General features: G+C 56.1%; 17 protein-coding genes, 1 tRNA gene and 1 pseudogene. 6 read left to right on the top strand and 13 right to left on the bottom strand.

Annotated elements, in window-relative coordinates; genetic code table 11:
* Positions 1-122 precede the first annotated feature (122 nt).
* The 6 genes and pseudogenes from N1037_16845 to N1037_16820 all read right to left on the bottom strand — a co-directional run bounded on the left by N1037_16845 (position 123) and on the right by N1037_16820 (position 7,604).
* Complete coding sequence (locus N1037_16845) at positions 123-677, bottom strand: recombinase family protein (GenBank protein ID UWS78910.1); 555 nt, start codon at positions 675-677, stop codon at positions 123-125.
* 606 nt (positions 678-1,283) lie between these two features.
* Positions 1,284-4,379: an AAA family ATPase gene (locus N1037_16840; GenBank protein ID UWS78909.1), complete on the bottom strand. Its 3,096-nt coding sequence runs from the start codon at positions 4,377-4,379 to the stop codon at positions 1,284-1,286.
* Positions 4,380-4,455: 76 nt separating this feature from the next.
* Positions 4,456-5,865: a hypothetical protein gene (locus N1037_16835; GenBank protein ID UWS78908.1), complete on the bottom strand. Its 1,410-nt coding sequence runs from the start codon at positions 5,863-5,865 to the stop codon at positions 4,456-4,458.
* Between the two features lie 81 nt (positions 5,866-5,946).
* Positions 5,947-6,022 (bottom strand) — tRNA-Thr (locus N1037_16830).
* A 295-nt stretch (positions 6,023-6,317) separates the two neighbouring features.
* Positions 6,318-6,970: pseudogene (locus N1037_16825) on the bottom strand (DDE-type integrase/transposase/recombinase).
* 148 nt (positions 6,971-7,118) lie between these two features.
* Positions 7,119-7,604, bottom strand: a complete 486-nt coding sequence (locus N1037_16820) for an Lrp/AsnC family transcriptional regulator (GenBank protein ID UWS78907.1) — start codon at positions 7,602-7,604, stop codon at positions 7,119-7,121.
* A gap of 139 nt (positions 7,605-7,743) precedes the next feature.
* Here N1037_16820 and N1037_16815 point away from each other — a divergent pair, with 139 nt between their 5' ends.
* Positions 7,744-8,781, top strand: a complete 1,038-nt coding sequence (locus tag N1037_16815; GenBank protein UWS78906.1) for a zinc-dependent alcohol dehydrogenase family protein — start codon at positions 7,744-7,746, stop codon at positions 8,779-8,781.
* Positions 8,782-8,850: 69 nt separating this feature from the next.
* Positions 8,851-10,050 (top strand): aromatic amino acid transaminase, encoded by a 1,200-nt coding sequence (locus tag N1037_16810; protein UWS78905.1) that lies wholly within the window; start codon positions 8,851-8,853, stop codon positions 10,048-10,050.
* A gap of 148 nt (positions 10,051-10,198) precedes the next feature.
* Here N1037_16810 and N1037_16805 read toward each other — a convergent pair whose 3' ends face one another.
* Positions 10,199-11,125: a carbohydrate kinase gene (locus tag N1037_16805; GenBank protein ID UWS78904.1), complete on the bottom strand. Its 927-nt coding sequence runs from the start codon at positions 11,123-11,125 to the stop codon at positions 10,199-10,201.
* Positions 11,126-11,370: 245 nt separating this feature from the next.
* Here N1037_16805 and N1037_16800 point away from each other — a divergent pair, with 245 nt between their 5' ends.
* Positions 11,371-12,141, top strand: coding sequence for a hypothetical protein (locus N1037_16800; protein ID UWS78903.1), 771 nt, complete (start codon positions 11,371-11,373; stop codon positions 12,139-12,141).
* A gap of 32 nt (positions 12,142-12,173) precedes the next feature.
* Here N1037_16800 and N1037_16795 read toward each other — a convergent pair whose 3' ends face one another.
* The 5 genes from N1037_16795 to N1037_16775 form a co-directional block, all read right to left on the bottom strand.
* Positions 12,174-13,112 carry a hypothetical protein gene (locus N1037_16795; GenBank protein ID UWS78902.1) on the bottom strand — a complete coding sequence of 313 codons (939 nt, stop codon included), beginning with the start codon at positions 13,110-13,112 and terminating at the stop codon, positions 12,174-12,176.
* Between the two features lie 4 nt (positions 13,113-13,116).
* The gene (locus tag N1037_16790; protein ID UWS78901.1) at positions 13,117-14,433 is read right to left on the bottom strand and encodes a TRAP transporter large permease subunit; all 1,317 of its coding nucleotides are present in this window, start codon (positions 14,431-14,433) and stop codon (positions 13,117-13,119) included.
* Positions 14,433-15,146, bottom strand: coding sequence for a TRAP transporter small permease (locus N1037_16785; protein ID UWS78900.1), 714 nt, complete (start codon positions 15,144-15,146; stop codon positions 14,433-14,435). The genes N1037_16790 and N1037_16785 overlap by 1 nt, the downstream gene beginning before the upstream one ends.
* Positions 15,147-15,224: 78 nt before the next feature.
* The gene (locus N1037_16780; GenBank protein UWS81388.1) at positions 15,225-16,181 is read right to left on the bottom strand and encodes a TRAP transporter substrate-binding protein; all 957 of its coding nucleotides are present in this window, start codon (positions 16,179-16,181) and stop codon (positions 15,225-15,227) included.
* A gap of 123 nt (positions 16,182-16,304) precedes the next feature.
* Positions 16,305-17,546: an FAD-binding oxidoreductase gene (locus tag N1037_16775; GenBank protein ID UWS78899.1), complete on the bottom strand. Its 1,242-nt coding sequence runs from the start codon at positions 17,544-17,546 to the stop codon at positions 16,305-16,307.
* Positions 17,547-17,697: 151 nt separating this feature from the next.
* Between N1037_16775 and N1037_16770 the strand changes: the two genes are divergently transcribed.
* The gene (locus tag N1037_16770; GenBank protein ID UWS78898.1) at positions 17,698-18,594 is read left to right on the top strand and encodes a LysR substrate-binding domain-containing protein; all 897 of its coding nucleotides are present in this window, start codon (positions 17,698-17,700) and stop codon (positions 18,592-18,594) included.
* Positions 18,595-18,883: 289 nt separating this feature from the next.
* Here N1037_16770 and N1037_16765 read toward each other — a convergent pair whose 3' ends face one another.
* Positions 18,884-20,575 carry a thiamine pyrophosphate-binding protein gene (locus tag N1037_16765; protein ID UWS78897.1) on the bottom strand — a complete coding sequence of 564 codons (1,692 nt, stop codon included), beginning with the start codon at positions 20,573-20,575 and terminating at the stop codon, positions 18,884-18,886.
* A gap of 212 nt (positions 20,576-20,787) precedes the next feature.
* Between N1037_16765 and N1037_16760 the strand changes: the two genes are divergently transcribed.
* Positions 20,788-21,483 carry a GntR family transcriptional regulator gene (locus N1037_16760; protein ID UWS78896.1) on the top strand — a complete coding sequence of 232 codons (696 nt, stop codon included), beginning with the start codon at positions 20,788-20,790 and terminating at the stop codon, positions 21,481-21,483.
* A gap of 71 nt (positions 21,484-21,554) precedes the next feature.
* Positions 21,555-22,289 carry an aspartate/glutamate racemase family protein gene (locus tag N1037_16755; GenBank protein ID UWS78895.1) on the top strand — a complete coding sequence of 245 codons (735 nt, stop codon included), beginning with the start codon at positions 21,555-21,557 and terminating at the stop codon, positions 22,287-22,289.
* Positions 22,290-22,293 lie beyond the last annotated feature (4 nt).

Here is a 22,293-nt window from a genome sequence, read left to right as displayed (position 1 = left end):
AAGCTCTCCTAGATCAACGGAGGTCAGGCGCTGGAGGGAGGCTCTTCCCACCTATAGTGCAACCTAATCTCCGAGCAGCCGCACAACCGCCCAGAACCTAAAATAAAACAAGAACTTGAACATCAAACCGCCTTAATGATCCGGTAGACACTAGCTCGGCCAATTCCAACCCTCTTGGCAATCTCCGTAGCTCCTACTCCATCCCTGTGCAGAGCAATAACTTCAGCACTCTGTGCCATAGCTGTTGGCTTGCGGCCTTTGTACTTTCCCGCCGCCTTCGCTTTGGCAATACCTTCCCTTTGACGCTCCAACATGATCGCCCGCTCAAACTCAGCGACTCCGCCCAGTACGGTCAGCATAAGCTTCCCCGTTGGAGTGCTGGTATCAATTCCCATATCGAGGATACGCAGTGCTGCGCCTTTTTCTTCCAGGGTCTTTAGGATTTCCAGTAAATGCGACACAGACCTCGCAAGGCGGTCCAGTTTGGTCACCACTAAGGTATCTCCCTCCCGAACGTATCCCAGCGCCGCCTCCAACTGTGTGCGGGCCTTCACATCCACTGAAGAAACCTGCTCCGTAAATGTCTTCTCACACCCAGCACCTCCCAAGTCTCTCTCCTGCGCTTCAAGTCCTGCGGATTGATCTAAGGTCGATGTACGGGCGTATCCGATGAGCATTGAGTGCCTCCAAATGTCTCACATAGCTCTTAGAGGTCTGAATCAATCTGTCTCAAAAATCAACACACAACTTGTATGAGACAATTCCCCGTGTGCCTGAGACGTTTCTCAGAGCCTTGGCCCATTGAGACATCCTGACTCAACAGAAATGTGTCACCACTTTGAAGCAGCAAGTTGAAAGCCCTCCCCAACACAGGTGTCTAGCCCACCATCCCGTGCCAAACCCAACCACAGACACAAGAGGGGGACATTTACAGGTAGCCGAAACGTAAAAGGGGGGTCAGATTTTTAACCCCAAAATTACGAGAAAGTCCGAACCCTTTGCGACAACCAGCCAAACCGATAGTTCTGCAGGCAACGGTCCAAGCAACATCCAGACCACACCGCACTTCTATTAATGGTACCGACTGTCAGGCCAGCTGCATTGGAAACAACGACGCAAGGCGGGGGAGCAACCCAACTGATCAATTCAGTCACAGCTCCCCTACGCGACATGACCAGTGAAACGAGGCCCGGCAAACGAAATTCTATACGACTTAGAAATAAAATTCGATAACCTCTTAGCCAGACATCTCGATAATTCAAAGGATACTGAGAAAACCACATTTAGTGGTACTTCGCACCTCTGTTATTGAAAGCAAGTTTCGTCCCCTCAAGTATATTAACTACTGCCTCGTTTATTTCTTTACTTTCAATAGAGCCAGAGCTGTAACTGATCTCAGGCCCTCCCTTCCTAGAAAAAGTGGCTTCGATTATCTGTTCAGCATCGCAAACAACAGCGAGATTGGGGTTGTGAGTCACCATGAAAATTTGACGTGTCTTTTTCGCCTCCTTCATTACTGGAACCAACAAGCTAACAATTGTTTGGTTGTCGAGGTTTTCTTCGGGTTGATCTAAGACAATCGGGTTTCGCCCTTTATCAACAAGTAGATAGAAGATCAGAAGGAGTGCCCCACGTTGGCCGGGTGACAGCTGCTCAATCGGCGTGTCTTGGAATAGTAATGTGTATTTCGGCTCAACGAAGGACAGCCCGAACACAAGATCGTAAACGCTGGAGGAGCTTCTATCCTTTCTCATAATTTCATCCAATCCAAATGAATCGGGATCAATATTTCGTGCAGATCCGTCGAGAAGTTCAAAAACCCCATCAGCCAGCAAAGCAGCTTCATCTTCAGACTGAAGGGTATTTCTTTCAAACACGTCTCTTACTGCCTCAAGGCTTTTGTCCTCACCTCTCAACTTTCCACTACTTTGCTTAACCAGATCAAATATTCTTGATGATAGTTTATCGGCCCTAGCATCAAGTTTAGATTGAAAGCTTAGTTGATACTCTTGTGGAATTAGGGTGTCACCTTGAATGACCGATTGAAGAGGTGCAAATAGCTCCTCTCGCATTTTTCGCTGCCCTTCAATTGCAGCAAATATTCTTTTAACTATCACTCCGCGATCCGCCTTAAGCTTCGCAAGTAGTTGCGGCAGCTCTTCATGGGACGCTATTCGAGAGATTATCCCGTTGCGACTTTCGGGTTCATCCGCCGTTCCATCTATTGCTAGCAATGCTTCTTCCCACCGCCGCAAATCTCTCAAATAGCTTTGATACCGTTGCTGTGGCTCGGCCAGTTGGTTTGCCTTCTTCTCTCGAAGAGAAATAAGCTCTTGTTCTCGCAAAAGACGCTCTGCATTCCCAGTAGTCACTTTATGAAGCAACTGCTTGTACCTTCTGTCTCGCTTGTCCAACAACGACATCTTGGTCTCCAACCGAACGAGGTCAGTTGGTTTCACCCGGATCTGGTCGGCGTTTTGTTGTTCGTTGGTCAAAAAATCCTGATAAACTTGCTCAACTCTTTTGACTTTTGCCCTTAAGCTGGTTGAGGCTTGTATCTTGTCATTTATTTTGCGCTCAAACCCTCGCAGCTTAGCTCCATGCGCAGTTGCCAGCTCTAGCCAGCTATCTATTTGCGTAATTTCCTCTTTTGCAGCGGCTTGCCCAGGTGTCAAAATTTCCTTTGGTTCAGAAACTTCGGGCGGCTTTGAATTGACGTGCTCCTGCCTTTGTTGGTCTATCAACTTGAGCTGCTCATCAAGGTTTTTGATAGTTGTTGGATGCAGCTGTTGCTCTACTGCAGAGATGTCTTGATTCAGAGAATTCATTTCCTTCCGACGCTCTCCAAGGTCGTTTCGAAAATCATCTTCCAGTTTGTCAATTAACTCATCAAAATTCGTAGCTCCGGCTCGTTCGGAAGAGGGGACATGAGCAAAAATTACAGACCGAAGCTCTTTCTCAAACTCGTTTGATTTTCCCGTTACGTGTTCATTGCAAAGTGCTTCAAATCGACCTTGAGGGATGTACCTAACAAGTTCTACTTGCTCTGGCTCAGGGTTTTCTGACAGCAACAGAACTCCATCCGCACCTGCTTTCCATTTCAGTCTACCTTTGAAAAATGCTGCCGGTTCACCAGACCTTCCTCTGAAGCGCTCGCGGGTCAAGAAAGAAAAATGTGTTGTTTGCTGAGACTGTCCAAGCAATGCGATTATGTCCGCCAAAGCGCTCTTACCGCTTCCTTTGTTTCCAATGATAGCTACAAGGTCTGGATTTAAATCCAAATCGCATCGATCAAGCCACGCTGGCACATTGCTGGGTGCTCCCTCCTTCGAAATAGACAAGCTGTCAATATAGAAAGTCTTGTTCGAGAGAACCTTCTCCAATTTTGAGGGCGTTTTACCAATAAATGAACGATTTTCAGGTTCTTTTATGGCCTGCTTCAACCCTTCCCAAGTTGGGTCGGCCTTGATCCAGGTCTTTTTACCTGAAGGAAAGTCACCATATCCTCTTTTGTCATTAGATCCTGTCACCCCTGAAAACTGATGCGCGTCACTTCCAGAAACAGCCAGGCGAGGGCGACCTTCAAGGGCTGTCTGAAAATTGTCGAACCATTTTTCATTTCCTGGTGTTTTCTTTCCAGAAAACGCAGCCCATTGATCATAATTTCTGGCTTCAAAGATAGGAGGAAGAGAAAACAGACTCCTTACAAAGGAATAATTCTCACTCCAATTAACATCCTGCAATCCGTCGTGCGTCGAGAAGGGCATAAAAGCCATCGCCAAATCGCCAGGAACGTCCTGAATAGCTTGCATATATGACTCGCGAGTTACTTCAGCCATTTGACTTCCGATGTGAAGTGAATGTTTAAAATCTGCCTTAACTCTTTCCAGCGACGACCCATGCTTTTTCAGCTTATCGTCGCGCGTCTGTCTCGCAAAGTCAGACAGTGAGTTGTCAGAAAGTGTTCGGCCAGTAACCTCAAGTTTTAGCGCAGATCTAAAGTCCGATAAAAGCTGATCTTCGATCCTGTCAGAAAAAATTACATGTGCGTTCAGCCTGACTTCTGTGGGGGTGCAAATTCGAAGTTCAATACCCGGGAAAACCGTCTTCACTAGTTTTGGTGCATCAGGTTCCTTGATCCGCCTTTGGAGTTTCAACCACCCGTCGAATGTCCAATAGTCCATGATAGCAAATGCAGCGGGCTCTGCAGCATTTAATGCGTTGATCATCTCATCGATCAACTTGTTGTCCTCATCTTCGCTCGCACCAAAGCGTTGTCCTGCCCAATGAAATGATGCCGGAGTGTGAATGTGGAGATCCCAAGTTCTCCACTCTGAGCCCCTGGGGTAACCCCTTGGATTCGTCTTCAAATCGTCCATGTGAAATCACCTAGTCAAAAGTTTTGATCAGTGTGACAGATGCAATCAAAAGGTGAAAGCCCACATGGGGATCTAACTAGAAATGTGGGAAATCGTAGACACGCCAAAGCCTAACTGCTTCTTCGAGATACCTAGCTTGCAAATCAAGAAGATCATCATCTCCGTACCCACTCGCTGCGCCACCTTCTCCATGCCCGTGGCCAAACAGCAAAAGCTGAAAATTTGATGGTGCAACACGCCTCAGGTAATTCTTAAGGGTATGCCGCAGGGAATACGGTACTTTTCGACCTTTCTCCCAGACACCAGCCGCCTTCATCATTTTGATCAAGACCGCAGAAAGAGTGTTGCTGTTCGGCCTTGAGGCGTAGCGAGGAAACACTGCACCGACCTGCTCGCTTCTGCCCTCCAATCGGCTCTTCATCATCTGCAGAGCGGCCCCAATCAAGGGAATGCGCCTAGGACGCTCCCCCGTCTTGAGGCGGCGAGTACCATTTGCCCTGATTTCAAAGTGAGGAACACTATCGGTCAGCTTCACTTCACTCCAAAGGAGCCCCCTGATTTCATTGGGGCCAGCCCCCGTGAACATCATCAGTAGCCATATATCGGCGGCATCTGAGTTCATTTTTTTCACATGCGGAATGGTCAGTCGAATTTCTTCCAAGGAAAGGTTGGCTCGCTTGACCTCCCCGGCTGTTCCATCATCCTGCGGAAGTTCGATACCGTAGAAAGGGTTTTCCCAAGAGGTGAGTCTGAAGCGTTTTTTGCTATGGTTCAGCACGGCGTTCACGGTGTTCATGCGACGCTCAATTGTTGAGATCGCATTTCCCTTGTCTCTCAGACTATCCCGGTAAGCATAGGCGTGGTCAAAGGACAGCGCTTCAAGGGAAGGGTTCTCCAAGCCTATAGCCTCTTCAATCCCATTCAGAACAAGACCAACCTGCTTTGAAATATCCCGATAGGTTGCTCGGGCCTCTCGGTCCTTCAGATAGTTGTCAGCAGCGTCTCTTAGGGTCACTGGAGGGCGCTCTATCCCTTTGAGCTGCGCCTCCAAGAGCACGTCAAAACTTGAGGGAGCTGGATTGTTAGCGAACTTTGCCCCCAATTGCTGAGATGACAGTTTCTCGGCTTCCTTTCGGACCGCTTCAGTGAAGTCCTGATACTTTCCTTGCTCAAGCTCTAAATCAACGGGCCCAATACGTTTGTCTCGGGGGGTCGCAAGGCCATGCTCAATTGCCGCCTTCTGAGCGATCTCCCATCTGATTTGTTCAGTGGAAACCTTTGAGCGTCTACCTGCCATTGCTTCATACTTGGCGTGAGCAACCTTCCAAGCTTCATAGATTTCAGCAGGATCTTTTGTACCAAGAGACCACTCCACAGCATTTTTCCCAAATACGCCTCGGAGATCTTCAGGGACTCGCCTGCGATACTTGGCATTTGCTGTTGCTGTAGCGGGTTTGAGATGCGGTAAATCCAAGGCGATCCTCATGTACGCCACCACAAAATGTGTAGCGTTTGTGTAGTGGTATGACCACTAACACCATGAAAGTACTGCAATTTCAATGATAAATGGTGCCCCCACACGGACTCGAACCGCGGACCTACTGATTACAAATCAGTTGCTCTACCAGCTGAGCTATAGGGGCACTCTTTAGTATTTGCTCCCAAGAAAAACCGTCTCGTTGGCACTTCTCAGTTGCTGCGCCCTTCTACACCAAACAACTCTGTTTGCAAGGCCCCTCAGGAAGAAATTTTTCCCGATTGAGTCCTTTGACCTTTCGTCGTTAACTACACTCCAAATTCGGCTCGAAACCGTCCTGGACTGCGCAAAGATTGGGCTCTGTCGGGTAAGGTGGACACGACAGCGAAGCATGGGGGCAGAATTGACTGCGCGGGCGAGTTTGAATCGCCTCGGTTTTACCGGAGACTTATAGCTTCATTTCACGCGACCATATCGAGCACGTCACGCTGTGCATAGAAGGTCTCTTTGGCCTCGGCTGGCGGGGCATTCCCGCTGGTGCCAAGTAGGCGACTATTGTTGAACCAATCGACCGAGCCGAGAGTGGCCATTTCCAGATCCTGCATGTTGCGCCATGGCCTCTGGCGGTGGACCAGTTCGGTTTTTTAGAGACCATTTATCGTCTCAGCGAGGGCGTTGTCGTAGGAATCCCCGACGCTGCAGACCGATGGTTCAATACCTGCTTCGGCCAAACGCTCGGTATAGCGAATGGATAGATATTGCCCGCCGCGATCCGAGTGATGGACCAATCCGCTTTTCTGGACGGGCCGTCGATCGTGCAGGGCCTGTTCAAGAGCATCGAGAACAAGTCAGTTTTGGCAGACCGACAGACCCGCCAGCCGACAATGAGATCACAGTCCGCGGTCGTGACACCGTCGCGTATGCCACTGTCTGTCTCGGCCTGCTTACCCCATCCACTCAAGGTCTGGGGAATACAGCCGATCTTGGGTGCAATGGCGGCGATCGGACCCGCCTGCGTCTCATAAGAGCCTTGATGCTCAAGCACCATATGGGCCGCGCGGACGCGGACCTCAGGCGAGTGGCGATTTGCCATTTTGCTTTTTGTCAGAACCATCATCCTTACTTAAGTTGAGGGTCTCCGACAAACTCGGCGTGATTCAGTTTGGGAGGAAGGACATGTTTCATGCTCCGCCACAGCGAGATCTTGTTCACAGCTTTCACCTGGCGCATTCACATCATAGCGGCAGGGGGCGTCTTGTGTGTCATGCCATTGGATTTGCTGGTAAAATGATTGGTAATTTACTCGAGGCCTTCATCTCCTTCAGCGAGAGATTTGAGCGAATGCTGGTTACCCCTGGCAAGCGGCGCAGGGTGGTGTCGACAAAAACGCTGTAATCATCCAGATCTCGCGCCACAACGATGAGCAGGAAGTCATCCGCGCCGGTGGTGTTGTGACAGGCAAGAATGTTTGGGGTCACTTCGACGATGCGCTGGAATTCCGCCGTCGCAGTCTGATCGTGTTCAGAACAGCGCAACTGCACGAAGGCCATGACACCCAACCCCAACTTGCGCCGGTTCAGATTGGCCTGATAGCCGTCGATAAAGCCGTCTTCCTCGAGCCGTTTCAGGCGCCGCCAACAGGGGGTTTCGCTCATTCCTATGGTTTCGGACAGTTTCGCATTTGTCATGCGTCCGTCATTTTGCAGCAGGGTCAGAATCTGGGCATTTGCGGCGTCGATGTCAGGCATGGGGGAGTCTTTCAAAAACTTGTTCTTAAAGAGGGATTTTCCCTCATATTTACTGCATTTGACGCAGGAATAGCAAAGTTATTTCCATGTAGGGCGTTATGATCGGCTCCAGCCACCCCTGAAGCGGAAAGACCCTGCCATGAAAGCTGTCCTATTTGAAAAGTTCCAAGAAGCGCCCAAGCTGGTCACGGTCGATGACCCTAGCCCCGAGGCACATGGTGTGGTCTTGAAGGTCGCTGCAACGGGCGTTTGTCGCAGTGACTGGCATGGCTGGATGGGGCATGACAGCGATATTGAGCTGCCGCATATTCCAGGACATGAGCTGGCGGGCGTCGTCGAGGCGGTGGGCAAGGATGTGACCAACTGGAAGGTGGGGGACAAGGTGACTGTGCCCTTTATCTGCGGTTGCGGCAGCTGTTCCGAATGCCATGCGGGTCATCAACAGGTGTGTTTGCACCAGGAGCAACCTGGCTTTACTCACTGGGGATCTTTTGCCGAATATGTCGGCATTCACCAGGCGGACCTGAACCTGGTTTCGCTTCCAGAGAGCATGGATTTTGCCACGGCTGCCAGTCTGGGATGCCGGTTTGCTACCTCTTTCCGCGCGGTGATTGATCAGGGCAGGGTCAGTGCGGGTCAATGGGTGGCGGTGCATGGCTGTGGCGGCGTGGGCCTGTCCGCCGTGATGATTGCAGCGGCTGCCGGGGCGAATGTGATTGGGGTGGATCTTGATCCCGCCAAACTGGCCCTTGCACAGGATCTTGGCGCTGTTGCCGTCATCAACGGCACCGAAGCAGATGTGGCGCAAGCCATCCACGATATCACCCGCGGAGGAGCCCATGTGTCGCTGGATGCATTGGGTCATCCTGTGACCATGACCAATTCCATCCTGTGCCTGCGCCCACGGGGTAAGCATATTCAGGTTGGCCTGATGCTGGGAGAGCACGCAGCACCTGCGATACCGATGCCCAAAATTGTAGGCCAGGAGATTGAGCTGCTGGGCTCGCATGGGATGCAGGCGCATCGCTATGGCGCGATGCTGGACATGGTTGCCAGCGGCAAGCTTGACCCGGCCCGGCTGGTGGGAGCACAAATCAGCCTCGCGGAGGCGCCTGAGGCTTTGATAAACATGAATAAATTCCAGTCCGTTGGCGCGACAGTCATCACCCGGTTCTGAGATTTGTGGCGGTTTGTGCATCAGCGGCGCTCTGCTGGGCGGCCAATCGAATAGGGAGAGTGTCAGGCGATGTTTGAAAAAGTTGAGGAATACCCCGTCGACCCGATCATGATCGGAGCAGACTATTTTGCGCAAGATCCACGCTTGGATAAGCTCAACCTGACCGTTGGAATCTATCAGGATGCGCAGGGAAAAACGCCGGTCCTGCAGGTCGTCAAAGAGGCAGAGAAGCGCCTGGTTGAAACACAGGCGAGCAAATCCTACCTCGCCCTGACCGGGGATGCGGACTACTGCGCGCTCTTGGGGCAGGAGATCCTGGGCCAAACCTGTGACGGTGCTGTGGACAGTGACTGGGTTGCGGCGCAGACCGCAGGCGGGGCGGTGGCATTGCGGGTCATGGCGGATCTTCTGGCGCAGATGCCCGATGCGCCGACTGTCTGGCTGCAAACGCCGACCTATGGGAATTACATCCCGATCCTGCAGGCTGCAGGTGCCCAGTTCAGGCAGGTGCCCTACTATGATCCGATCCGGCGCGAGATCACCTTTGATCAGATGCTCGACGGGTTAAGTGCCGCCAAAGCTGGCGATGTGTTCTTGATGCAAGGAGTCTGTCACAATCCAACCGGCGCAGATCTGACGCCGGAACAGTTTGAGGCTTTGCTGACTGTGCTGGAGGCGCGGGGCATTGTGCCGTGGATCGACCTTGCCTATCTCGGCTTTGCCCAAAGCTTTGAGGCGGATTGCGCAATGGCCCAGCAGATCGCAGCGCGCTTTGCGGAATGTATTGTCTGCATCACCCTGTCCAAGTCCTTTGGTATATACCGCGACCGGGCCGGGGCGCTCTTCGTCAAGACAGGCAAAGCAAACCGCGCCCGGATGCACAGGGCGATCTCGGCGATTGTGCGCGCGGGGGCCTCTCATGCACCGGATCATGGTCCCGCTGTGGTGCGTGAAATCCTGCAAGACCAAAAGCTGAAGGCCCTTTGGTTGCAGGAGCTGGATCAGATGCGGGCTCGCGTAGCCCAGGTGCGCAGGGACATCGCTCAGGCGGAGGGCGACACATTTGGTACCCAGGATTTGGCATATCTTGCCAGGCAATCGGGGATGTTTTCTCTGCTGCCGCTGACGGCGCCCCAAGAGGTCGCCTTGACACGTGACCACGGCATCCATGTGGTGAAAGGCGCCCGGGTCAACGTTGCGCGGCTTGGACCGGATGATATTGGCTGGCTCATTCGGGCGGTGCATGAGGTGATGACAGCCCCGAGTTGAACGCAGGCGCGGCTTGAATCCAGTCCCGACTTGAAACCAGCCCCGACAGGAATGCAGGCCAGATTTGGGGGCAGGGCGTGCAGGCAGTGTCCGGCTTCATAACCTGCTCAGGCCAGATTGCCGTGCCACACATAGGGCAGGGGCCAAGTCAAAGGTCCTCTGCCCAGGGTGGGTCAGCGCCTTCGCGCGCAACAGTTTTGGCAGCGACCTTTGCACCATGGTTCAAAGCGGTGTGAAGTATCTTTGGGGGCAGTGCCTTTACCTGATCCTTGCTGAGGCAGTTCAGCTCGGACAGCTTGGCCAGAAGGCCCGCATTGAAGGTGTCACCAGCGCCAACTGTATCGACGACCTTTGCCGGTGCCGCAGGTATGTGTATGTGGGTGCCATTGGTCATAAAACCATCTGCGCCCTCATCGCCACGTGTAACAACCACCAGCGCAGGCCCCAGCGCCAACAACCGTGTCACCTTTTGTTCGTCGCTTTGGGGCGCAGGGAACAGCCAGTTCAGATCTTCGTCGGAGACTTTTACAATATCAGCCTGCGCCATCATGCGGTCCAGTCGCTGGCGGTAGCGGGCTGCGTCCTTGATAAAGTCCGGGCGGATATTGGGATCAACCATGACCACCCGTGTAGGCGCTTCGCGTTCCAGGAGCGCGGCGTAGCAATCACTGGCGGGATCTCTGGCAAGGCTGATACCGCCAAAAAACAGGGTAGTGACCGCATTGGGCAGGGCTGGGATGTCGGCAATATCCAGCATCCGCCCGGCAGAGTTTTCATCGTAAAAACAATAGGAGGCCTGTCCGTCCACCAGCTGTACAAAGGCCAGGGTTGTGGGGCGATCCGACCACAGGAGATGCGCGGTATCCACATGGGAGTGGCTTATATGTGCCGCCAGTTGCTGGCCGAACATGTCATGTGACACCCCGGTAAGCAGGCCAACCGGTGCCCCAAGACGTCCCAGGGCTACGGCGGTATTGAGCACTGCCCCGCCGGGCTTTGGCACATAGGCGATGGTGCCCGGCTGCGGAGCAATTGGCATCATGTCGATCAAGGCGTCACCGCAACAAAGGATCATTGCTACACTCCGGTGCTGGGGGTGTCCTGAGACAGCGTTCAGCCTTGCCTATCAAATCCTTGCGATAGGATGCCACCAAAAATGCGCCTTAAATAGCGCGATGGAGAGGTGTTCCCCGGAGAAACATCGGTAGAGTGATAGCGGGAAAGGGGACGGCAGGCCACGATCATAGGAACGCGGTAAAGGAAATCTCAATTCCGCCCCGCTATTTTGGGCAGGACCGCAGTTTCAGACAGAAGGCTGATATGAACAAAACCTGCTTGGCTTTGCCTCTCACCTACATCGTTTTTGCGCTCAGCGCGGTGCAAAGCAGCGCCACAGAGCAGTTCTCCATTGTGAATGAGGATTTCTTTGGCCAAGGAAATACAGCTGTACAGCCAGTATTGGCGCGCCATAGCCCGGTATCCGTGCTGACGGCCAAGCCCGCGCCAGAGGGGCTAGAGGCTGAGATGGAAGCGGTGCAGGCCAATCTTGCCAGCCTGTTTGCCGATCGTCGCGGCACCAGCCTGTTCCGGGCGCTGCCGCGGGGCGTGGCCAAAGGGGCGGTGGCAAAGCTGATGCAGCTGATCGCCAGCGCCGAGGCCGGAGGGGCGCAGTATGATGCGGTGCAACATGCCGCCACTGTCAAACCCCGCAAACGCCCAACCGCAATGACCCTGGGAGAGATCTACGATTGGATCGCCCGCACGCCGGGGCAACAGCACGCCATTGGTCGCTATCAGTTCATTCCCGCCACCCTGAAACGTCTTGCCAATCATGTGGGCGCCAAACGTGGCGATGTGTTTTCGCCAAAACTTCAGGACCGTCTGGCGCATCAGCTGCTCGAAGAAGCGGGCTTGAGCGCAATGATGGCCAATGACATGAGCCGCAAGGATTTCATGCATAATTTGTCAAAGATCTGGGCCGGGTTGCCGACCTCTAGTGGCAAATCCTATTATCACGGGCTGGCAGGCAATCGGGCGGTGCTCAGCTGGGCCAAGTTCGACGCCGAGATGGCGCGCATCTTCCCTGGGTAATGGTGGAGGACCATGGGCCTGTTCTGGCTCTGTCACGGAGGCGGGCTCAGGGCCTTTGCGTAGATTGGTCGCATCACCACAGCGGTCAAATACATTGGGACTTGGTAACAGCCGAGAAAGATCAGGAGCGGCTCGGTGGTGCTGGCGGGCAGGGCGATCAGAAACAGCGCAACGTTTCTGTTTCCGGCCACCACAGAGGTGGGCACCGCGATCCTGCGACCTCCCCGCCACATAAGCCAGCGAAAGCAGGCGTATTGCAGGCCAAAGTTGAGGCACAGGGCCAGCAGCATCCATTGCGCCACAGGCCAGGGGGCGCTGTGGAAGGCAGGGCCAAGCGCTGCCATCAGGCCAATCACGATCACCACCAGTGCCACAATTGTTAGCCCATCCACCGCGCTGGCCATGCGCTCTTTCAGATCGCGGGCAAGCAAGTGGCGACAGGTAAATGCCAGCCCGACTGTCAGGGCGATCGTGCCACTCAAACGCAGCGCCGCCAGCAGGACGGTTTGGGCATCGCCGAGCTCGGGCAGCAGCAACAGCACTGGCAACACAGTCAAGGGCATCAGGGCGGTGCCAAGGATCATCAGCCGAAAGGCGGGCTCCGGGGCATGACCCATCAGCTGTGTGATATTGGGGCTTCCGGTGAGGGAGGGGGCAGCCAGCATCAGGATCACGGCAATGGCCAGCGGCGTGGCCAGCAGCCCCAGTCCGGCAAAACAAAGCAGCGCCACAACTGGCAGGATCATTTGCAACACTACAACGGTCTTGAGGCTGGAGATACCTTCGCGCAGCCCTGCCAAGGCGCGTGATGCGCCAATGCGAAAGCCGTTTAAAAACAACAACCCGGCCACCAGCTCGGGCAGCCAGGGTTTGAGCGTTGCGGCCAGCTGGGGCAAGGCAAACCCTGCCAGCAACCCAAACACCATGGCCGCCCGCCCATAGCGGGCGACAATGGTCAACAGCTCTATCATTTTGCTATCCGCCAGATGGTCCGCTGCGCAGATTGTTGGGCAGCCAGGTTGCCAGCTCGGGCCAGGCGACCAGGATCACCACCATGACCAGCATCAGGCCAACCATGGGGATCGCGGTCTTGGCAATATAAGAGATCTCGTGGCGGGTCATGCTTTGCAGTACAAACAGGTTAAAGCCAATTGGCGGCGTCACCTGCGCCATTTCAACCACCACCACGATGAAGATGCCAAACCAGATCACATCAATACCGGCCTGACGGATCATTGGCTCAACGATGGCCATGGTCAGTACCACCGAGGAAATCCCATCCAGGAACATGCCAAGCACCACATAGAACAGCGTGAGCGCCACAATCAGCACCAGCGGAGACAGGTTCATCTGATCAATCCAGGCCGCCAGCGCCCGGGGCAACCCGGTAAAGCCCATGGCCAGCGACAGGAACGACGCTCCCATCAGGATCAGCGCAATCATGGCAGAGGTCCGGGTGGCCCCCATCAGGGATTCAGCAAAGGTGCTCCAGCTCAGCGAGCCCTGAAACAGCGCCAGTGTCAGCGCACCAAGCACCCCCACAGCAGCCGCCTCGGTGGCGGTGGCAAGTCCGAGGTACATCGAGCCGATCACCGCAGTAACCAACATCAGCACCGGGATCAGAAAACGGCTCTCGGCCAGCATCTGGCCAAAGGACATGGCGGGTTCTGGTTTGGGTCGCTGGTCCTTGGCAAAGAAATGCCAGCCGATGATATAGGCCATGAACAGACTGGCCAGCACCAGGCCTGGGAAAATACCGGCCATGAACAGCTTGGTAATCGATTCATTGATCGACACGCCATAGACGATCAACGTCAGCGAGGGCGGGATCATCAGCCCCAGCGTGGCGGCGCCAGCCAGGGTGCCGACGATCATGTATTCCGGGTAGCCCCGTTTGCGCAGCTCGGGGATCGACATCTTGCCGACGGTTGTCAGCGTCGCTGCGGAGGAGCCGGACACGGCGGCAAAGATGGTGCAGCCGGCAATATTGGTGTGTAGCAGCCCACCAGGCAGCCAGCGCATCCAGGGGGCGAGGCCGCGAAACATGTCCTGTGACAGGCGGGTCCGATAGAGGATCTCTCCCATCCAGATGAACAGCGGCAGCGCCGTCAGGGTCCAGCTGGAGGCCCCGGTCCAGATGGTGGTGATCATCGCGTCCCCGGCAGGGCGGGTGGTGAACAGCTCCATGCCAAACCAGGCGACTCCCATCAGCGCCAGACCAATCCAGACGGAACTGCCCAGCAGAGCAAAGAGAACAAATACAAAGATAAGGGTTGTGTAGATCTCGCCCATTATTCCACGGCCTCCGAAGTGATGCTGGCCCGGCGGGTGATCAGCAGACGACACAGATAGTCCCATAGCGCCAGCGCCAGCAGCACGGTGCCAATCGACATGGGCAGTTGCGGCAGCCAGACTGGGGTATAGACCCAGTCACCGCCGGTTTCAGCCCATAGCTTGCCCCATTGGGACGGTGCGCTGACAAACATCTTCAAGGCGGAGATCAGCCACTCCGGGGTAAAGTCCTGCCCCTGGGTACGGTCATTCAGCATCTCCGACATAATGTTGGTCTTGATGGCAAAGCGGGCAAAATAAGTGGCGGTAATGGCCGCGATCCACATGGCGACCGCATCCAGCCACAGGCCAAAGTGATGCCCGGTGTTGAGAAAGATCGACACCCGGATATGGGCGCCACGGGTCAGCGCATGGGCCAAAGCAAAAAAGGAGGTCGCTGCCATGGCATAGCCTGCATATTCGGTGGAACCTGGGAAGGTCAGGCTGCTCCAGCGGGCCACCATTTGCGCCACGATAAGCAAAAGGATCGTGACCATACAGATCGCGGCGAGCACGCCAGACCATAGATACAGTCGATCCAGTAGCGCCTGCAGTGGCCGCAGGGCCCGCCCCATCCGAGACGGAGCAGTCAGACAGGCCAGTGCCAGAAGAGTTGGAATAACAAAAAGCCAAACCCAGAGCGGCAGGCCCAGAAACGGTTGCCAGTCACGCATGCCCATCCCCCAAAGTGCAGTCAAAAAAGACGGCCCCTCGCTGGTAGAGCAGGAGCCGTCAGGTGAGAGATGTTGGCCTTAGTTCGCGTTATAGGCGTCCAGGATGGCCTGACCATCATCACCGGCAGATGCCAACCAGTCAGCGGTCATCTTGGCGCCGATTTCCTGCAGCTCACCCAGGAATTCCGGGCCTGCGTCGGTCACGGTCATGCCATTTTCTGACAGCTGCTCAAAGTACCAGTTGGCCAGTTCTTCGGATTTGGCAGAGCAGGCAGCCCCGGTCTCATCGGCAGCCTTTTGCACCTGGCCCTGGGTTTCGGCGCTCAGGCCTTCCCAGATCTGTTTGTTGACCATGACATAGTTGCGCGGCAACCAGGCGTTGACCTTGTAATAATGACTCAGGTTTTCCCAGACCTTGCGGTCATAGCCGGTCGAGCCGGACGAGATAAAGGCCTCGGCCACACCGGTGGCCAGCGCCTGGCTCAGCTCGGCGGCTTCTACCTGCACCGGGATCATGCCCAGCTTTTCGGCGAAGGTGGCCGTGGCTGTGTTATAACTGCGGAACTTGATGCCCTGGGTGTCGCTGGAGGAGGTCACTTCCTTGTTGAAATAGAACCCCTGACCCGGCCATGGGCAGGTATAGAGCGCCACCAGGTTGAGGTCCGAAAGCTGGGCGTTCACCTTATCTTTGGCGGCGTGCCACAGTTTTTCATTGTCCGCATAGGTGGTGGCAACAAAGGGCAGGTTGTCCCAGCCCAGCAGCGGCGCCTCATTGGCATGGGCGGACATGAAGCGTTCCCCAATGGGGGCCTGGCCGGTCTGCACAGCGCGTTTGATTTCGCCGCCCTTAAACAGGGAGCCGCCAGGATGCACGGTAATGTCGATATCGCCGCCAGTGTAGTCACGCACCTTATCGGCAAAAACAACACCCATTTCAGAGTGGAAGTTGGTTGCGGAATAGGCCATCGGCATATCCCAGCTTTCCGCAGCAGCGCCTGAGGCCGCAAGCGCCAGCGCAGAGGCTGCAAAAGCCATTTTGGTAGAGATTTTAGACGTCATGGTAGTCTCCCTGGAGGTTGGTATGTGCTGTTTCCCAGCTTGGTCTTGCCGACTTGTTGTGGGTATCGGCTTGTTCGTGAGTGGGCTGTGCTGCAATCGTTAGGCAAAACGATCTGGCGCAAAGGGGCGCATGTCAAGGTTGATGGGGCGGCCGGAAATCAGATCGGCCACCATACGCCCGGTTTTTGCGCCGCCGGTGAGGCCAATATGCTGGTGGCCAAAGGCGGTGAATACGCCCGAGGTCGCGACCTCACCAATCAGCGGCAGGCTGTCAGTTGGCGCGGGTCGAAAGCCGAGCCATTCTTCCTCTTCAACGGCCTGCATCTGCGGGAAGGTCTCTGCCACAGTGCGCCGCAAAAGGGCCAGGGGCGCCTTAGAGGGGGTCTCATCCAAGCCACCAAATTCCACAACCCCGGCGCAGCGCAGGCCTTGATCCATCGGGGTAGCGACAAATTTGCCGGCCGCAACCATCATCGGATAACGGGGGGTTATGCTGGGGGATTTGAACAAAATATGGTAGCCCCGTTCCGCCTCCATCGGCACCTTGAGGCCGAGCTTTTGCATCAGGGGTTTGGACCAGATCCCGGCAGAGATCACCGCCTTGTCACAGTCAAAGCGCCCTTGATCGGTCTCCACCGCTGAAATCCGGCCACCGCTGAGATCGAAATCCTTCACTTCCGCCTGGATGAACGTGCCACCCATCTCGACCAGGAGTTTGACCAGGTCTTTGACGTAGTTGGCGGGGTTCAGGATAAAGCCATGGTTTTTGTTCACTGCCAACAGAGAGGTGTTCTTGCCCAGGATCGGCTCGTGTTCCTGAACCGCCGCGCCCTCGATGATGTCTGGGATGAACCCGGCCTCGCGGCGCAGTTCCCAGACATAGGCGTCCTGCTCAAAGGCGGCGCGATCCTTGTAGGCAAAGTTGTAATCCGTCTCTTTGATCCATTTCGCCGCCGGGGTGTCGGCGGTCAGGGCTTGATGCTGTTCGACACTGTCGCCGACAATATGGGTGAGAGATTTTGCAATGCGGCGGGTATCGCTGTCATTGGCGTGTGACAGGTACTTCATCAGCCAAGGCAGCAGCTTGGGGGTATAGCCCCACCGCATGAACAGCGGAAACTTTGGGTCTAACAGGTACTTGGGCCCCTTGGGGATCAAACCGGGGGTGGTCACCGGCACCATGGCGCAGCTGGCCAGCAGGCAGCCATTGCCATAGGAAGCGCCCATGCCGGGGGCACCTTTGTCAATCAGGGTGACCTCATGTCCGGCACGTTTCAACCAGAGCGCCGAGGCGGCGCCCACAATACCGGCGCCAACAATGATGATGTGTTCTGTTTTCATGTGATGATGCTTTGTGTCCTATTGAGCGCCACAGGAGCGGCTAAGGGACTTTGAAATGGGCCCCGACCTTTTGCTGACCATGCCCAGTCAATCACATCATTTCAAATATAATTATCGATGCACTCCATAAGAATAAATGATATATGATGGTATGAACTTACGTTTTAGACAGTTGCAGGCCTTTCATTCGGTGATTGAGACCGGCACCGTGACCGGGGCCGCCGCAATTTTGGGGATCTCCCAGCCTGCGGTTTCGAACCTGTTGCATCAGTTGGAACGGCAGACTCGGTTCAAATTGTTTGAGCGCGATCGCGGCCGGTTGCGGGCGACGCCAGAAGCCAATCTGTTGTTTCGTGAGATTGATACGGTGGTGCGCGGTTTTGATCACGTGACCCAGGCGGTGATTGATCTGCAGAATAAGCAGGCCGGGCAGCTACAGGTGGCCTCGCAGCATTCCATGTCCTTTGGGTTTATGCCCAAATTGATTGCTGAATTCGCCCGTGATCGGCCTGATATGTCGATCTCGTTCCAGTCGCAGTATTCGTCCAAGGTGCAGGAATGGGTGATCTCTGGTCTGTTTGAAATCGGCATCTGCGAAACGCCGCTGCTGCATGATGGGCTGGTGGCCCATCCGATCCGGGTAGAGACATCTGTGGCGCTTCCCGCAGGTAGCCCGCTGGCGCAGCATGAGGTTTTGACGCCGGCGCTGCTGGAAGGGGCGCCTTTTCTGGTCATGGGGCCCGATCACATTACCCACCGGCGGCTCCGCGAGGCTTTTGTTCAGGCGGGGGTGCCGCTGAAGACGCGGGTTCATGCGCAGCTGTTCAAAAACTTGCTGAGCTTTGTCAAAGAGGGCATGGGCGTGGCCCTGTTGGACCCCTTTGTGTTGGATTTTGACAGGGAGGGGGGCTTTGTGTCCCGTCGCTTTCGCCCGCAAATCCTGATGGAGATGGCCGTGATCACCTCTGCCACCCGGCCGCTGTCTGCGATTGGACAGGAGTTTCTGGCGCTGTTGCGGTCTGAGCTTCAGCCCTATTGCATTGACTGACGGCGTTCAGGCAAGGGGGGCTCCCGCGCAGATCAAGGCCATCAAAGATGACCTCTCTCCCCTTGGGCCCGGCGCCGCGCCACAGGCGCGGCGCGGTTGGTGCCTGCAGCCGGGGGAGTGGGGAACGGAGTTTCACGGCGAGCCTATGTCTTTTCCGAAAAATGGCACTGGAACGGGCATCGGTTGTCATCTTTGTCAGACACCGAGAGTTCCGCCCGTTCGGTATAGTCCCCCGGGCTCCGCCCGTTCGGCCCTGAAAGGCTCTCCCAGAGCCTTTCCGAGACGGGCCTCACCCCATCCAGCGCCGTACCGGGGCGTTGCTGTCTTCCAGCGCCTGACAGACCACATCCACCAAGGTGGGGCCGTCGTGATCAACCGCCTCGCGCATCACCCGTTCAAGGTCTTCGGGGTTCTCCACACGCCAGCTTTTGACACCATAGGCGGCAGCGATGGCGGCGTGGTCGGTGCGGTTGAAGTCGACGTTGTAGTACCGCGCGCCCTTGTCCGCAAATTGGCTGGCCTTGATCCAGCCGAAATTTGCATTGGAGAACACCACAAAGGTGATAGGCGCGCGGGCGCGGCAGACGGTTTCCAGCTCCCCCACGGTAAACCCAAAGGAGCCGTCTCCCATCAGGGCCACGGTTTTTGATGCAGGCCGCCCGAACCAAGCCCCCAAGGAAGCTGAAAGCGCGTAACCAAGGGCGCCATGCGCCCGGTTGGTGATGAAATAGCGCCCGGGTTGCTGCAATTGATAATAGGCCGAGAGATAGGGACAACTGGTGCCGGGGTCCGAGACCACGGTGGCATCCGGCGGCAGCACCTTCATCAACGCATCAACCACGCGCTCGGGGCGGATTGGCGCCTCTGTGCTTTGGGCCAGGTGATGAAACTTCGCAAACTTGCGCGCTTTGATCTGCGCGATGGCAGCTGCACCGCCAAAGCCATCGGCGCCCTGTGTGCGGCGATCCAGCTCCGCGTTGACGGCGGCCAGCGAAAGCCGAAGATCACCCACCACGCCCACCTCGGTACGGTAGTTGGCGCCAATCACCATCGGGTCATTGTCAAAATGCACGATGCGGGTGCCGGGCGCAGGGGCCTCCCAGCGCGAGGTGGTGGTAGAGCCCGCACGACAGCCCATAAACACCACCATGTCCGCCGCCTCCATCATCTCCCAGGTTTCATCAGTACCGCCGTTTGACCCCACAACCCCCAGACAATTGGCATGGGTTTCAGCCAGAGACCCCTGACCTGAGATCGAGGTAGCGACCGGAATATCAAGCCGGGTGGCAAGGCGGGAGAGCTCCGCCATGGCGCCGGCAATCACGATGCCGCCGCCACAGATGATCAGCGGCGATTTTGCCGACAGGATCGCATCTATCGCGGCCTCTGCCGCGCCGGGTTCGGGCGCCTGCGGGTAGGCGGGGTAGCTTTGGTGTTTTGGGTCTGCCCAGATATCACTGGGGTCAACAGCATCATATTGCACGTCATATGGCAGGCCAAGGTGCACTGCACCCGAGCGGCCAGTGGTCATCGCCTTGAAGGCGGTGCGTACCATCCGGGGGATATGCTGCGACTGCTTGATCACCGTGTTCCACTTGGTCAGTGGCCGCATCAGGGCGTCCTGGTCGACCTCTGTCAGCGGGTATTTCCCATAGGAGGCAACCGAGATATCGGTGGTGATGCCCAGAACCGCGTAGGAGCTTTCGGTGGCTTCAATGAGGCCGGGCAGGAGATAGGTGGCGCCGCCGCCCGAGGGGCCCTCGGCCACACCGGGGCGCCCGGTGACGCGGGAATAGCCATCGGCCATATAGGTGGCGCTGCGTTCATCCCGGGTCAGCACATGGGTCATGCCGTGATCCAGCCCACGCATGGCGTCGTAAAAGGGCAGGGTGGTGTCGCCGCAAAGGCCAAAGATATGTTGCACGCCATGGGCTTCCAGCATCCGCACCATGGCCTCAGCGCCGTTCATCGCATTGCTCATTTTACTCTCCGGGTTGTGATCAATCTGTTTTGGTCATTGTGGGGCGCTCCACCGGAGCTGGGTGTCGTTCATCCGCACAGGCTGCGGAATCAATTTTGTGTTCATAATTGTATACAGTTTGGAATTCATTATTGCGACCAAGTCAACCCTGCTCTAGCGTGGCGACAATTCAGCAGGAAACTGCAGCAAGCCCAGGATGTGAGCGGAGCAAGATGGCGAAACGGGAAAGCAATGTTGACCGGGTCTATGAGGCGCTGCGCCGGATGGCAGCGGATTTTGCCTTTAAGCCTGACCAGCGGATCAATGAAAGCGCCCTGTCCGAAGTGCTGGGGGCCAGTCGCACACCGCTGCGGGAGGCGCTGAACCGCCTGGTGGCCGAGGGGTTTTTGACCTTTCAGATCAACCGGGGCTTCTTTTGCCGCCCGCTGACGCCGGGCTATATTCTTGATCTCTATGAGGCGCGTGTGGCGATCGAATGTGAAGCCCTGCGGATTGCGTGCCTGCGGGCGCCGGAGCCGGATATTGCCGCGTTTTCAGATTATCTGGACCGGATGGAGCCGGACTATGAAAGCGCCACCGAACTGGAAGAGCTACTGGCATTGGACGAGGGGTTTCATAGCCGCCTGGTGCAATTGTCCGGCAATCGTGAGCTGCAACGGATGTTGAAGAACCTCAACGGACGGATCCGTTATATTCGCCTGATTGATCTAAAGCGGATGCGCGATCAGGCCGAGGGCCGGGCGCCGGGCGATGTTTCGGCCCATCGGCAGGTGCTACAGGGGCTGGCCGCGCGGGATGTTGATGCCGCGACCGATGCGTTGCGCGGGCATATTGAAAAGCGCCGGGAAGAGGCAACCGAGGCGGTGCGCATCGCCTTTTCACAGCTTTACGTGCCGGACGAAGACTAGGCACTGGACGCTAAACATAGGGCGCTAAACACTGGGTGCGCGCGGGCGGCCTCTACGCAAAAGGAGACGGGATGGAACAGGGTGGCAAGACGGTCTATGGGGCCGCGGTGGGGATCCTGATGCTGGAGACGCAGTTCCCCCGTATTCACGGCGATATGGGCAATGCCCTGACCTGGGATTTCCCGGTGCATTACCGGGTGGTGCGCGGGGCTACTCCGGATCTGGTGGTGCGCAATGATCCGACCCAACTGGTGGATTTGTTTATCGAGGCAGGGCGGGATTTGGTTGCGATGGGCTGCGATGGCATCACCACCAACTGTGGTTTTCTGGCGCTGATCCAGGATCAGGTGAAGGCGGCGCTGGGGGTGCCGGTGGCGACGTCTTCGCTGATGCAGGTGCCGATGGTGCAGGCGCTGCTGCCCACAGGTAAGCGGGTTGGCGTGTTGACCATTTCCAAGGAGACGCTGACCCCGGCCCATCTGCGCGCCGCTGGTGCGCCAGAGGATACACCGGTTGGCGGCACCGATGGGCTGCGCTGCTTTACCCGTGATATTTTGGGGGATGCTGCGGCGATAGACTTTGAGGCCTGCCGGCTGGACATGATTGACGGGGCGCGGGCGCTGGTAGCGGACAATCCGGATCTGGGCGCCATCGTTTTGGAATGCACCAATATGGTGCCCTATGCCCGTGATCTGCGCCGGGTGACGGGCCTGCCAGTGTTTTCCATCCACAGCTTTGTTACCTGGTTTCAGGCCGGGCTGATGCCGCGTCGCTATGATCTGGAGCTGGATGATCCACGCTGGTAGCGCC

The organism is Phaeobacter sp. G2, assembly GCA_025163595.1.
GTDB lineage: Bacteria > Pseudomonadota > Alphaproteobacteria > Rhodobacterales > Rhodobacteraceae > Pseudophaeobacter.
The sequence above is the reverse complement of the archived record's forward strand: the minus strand, read 5'-3'. Positions and strand labels throughout refer to the sequence as shown.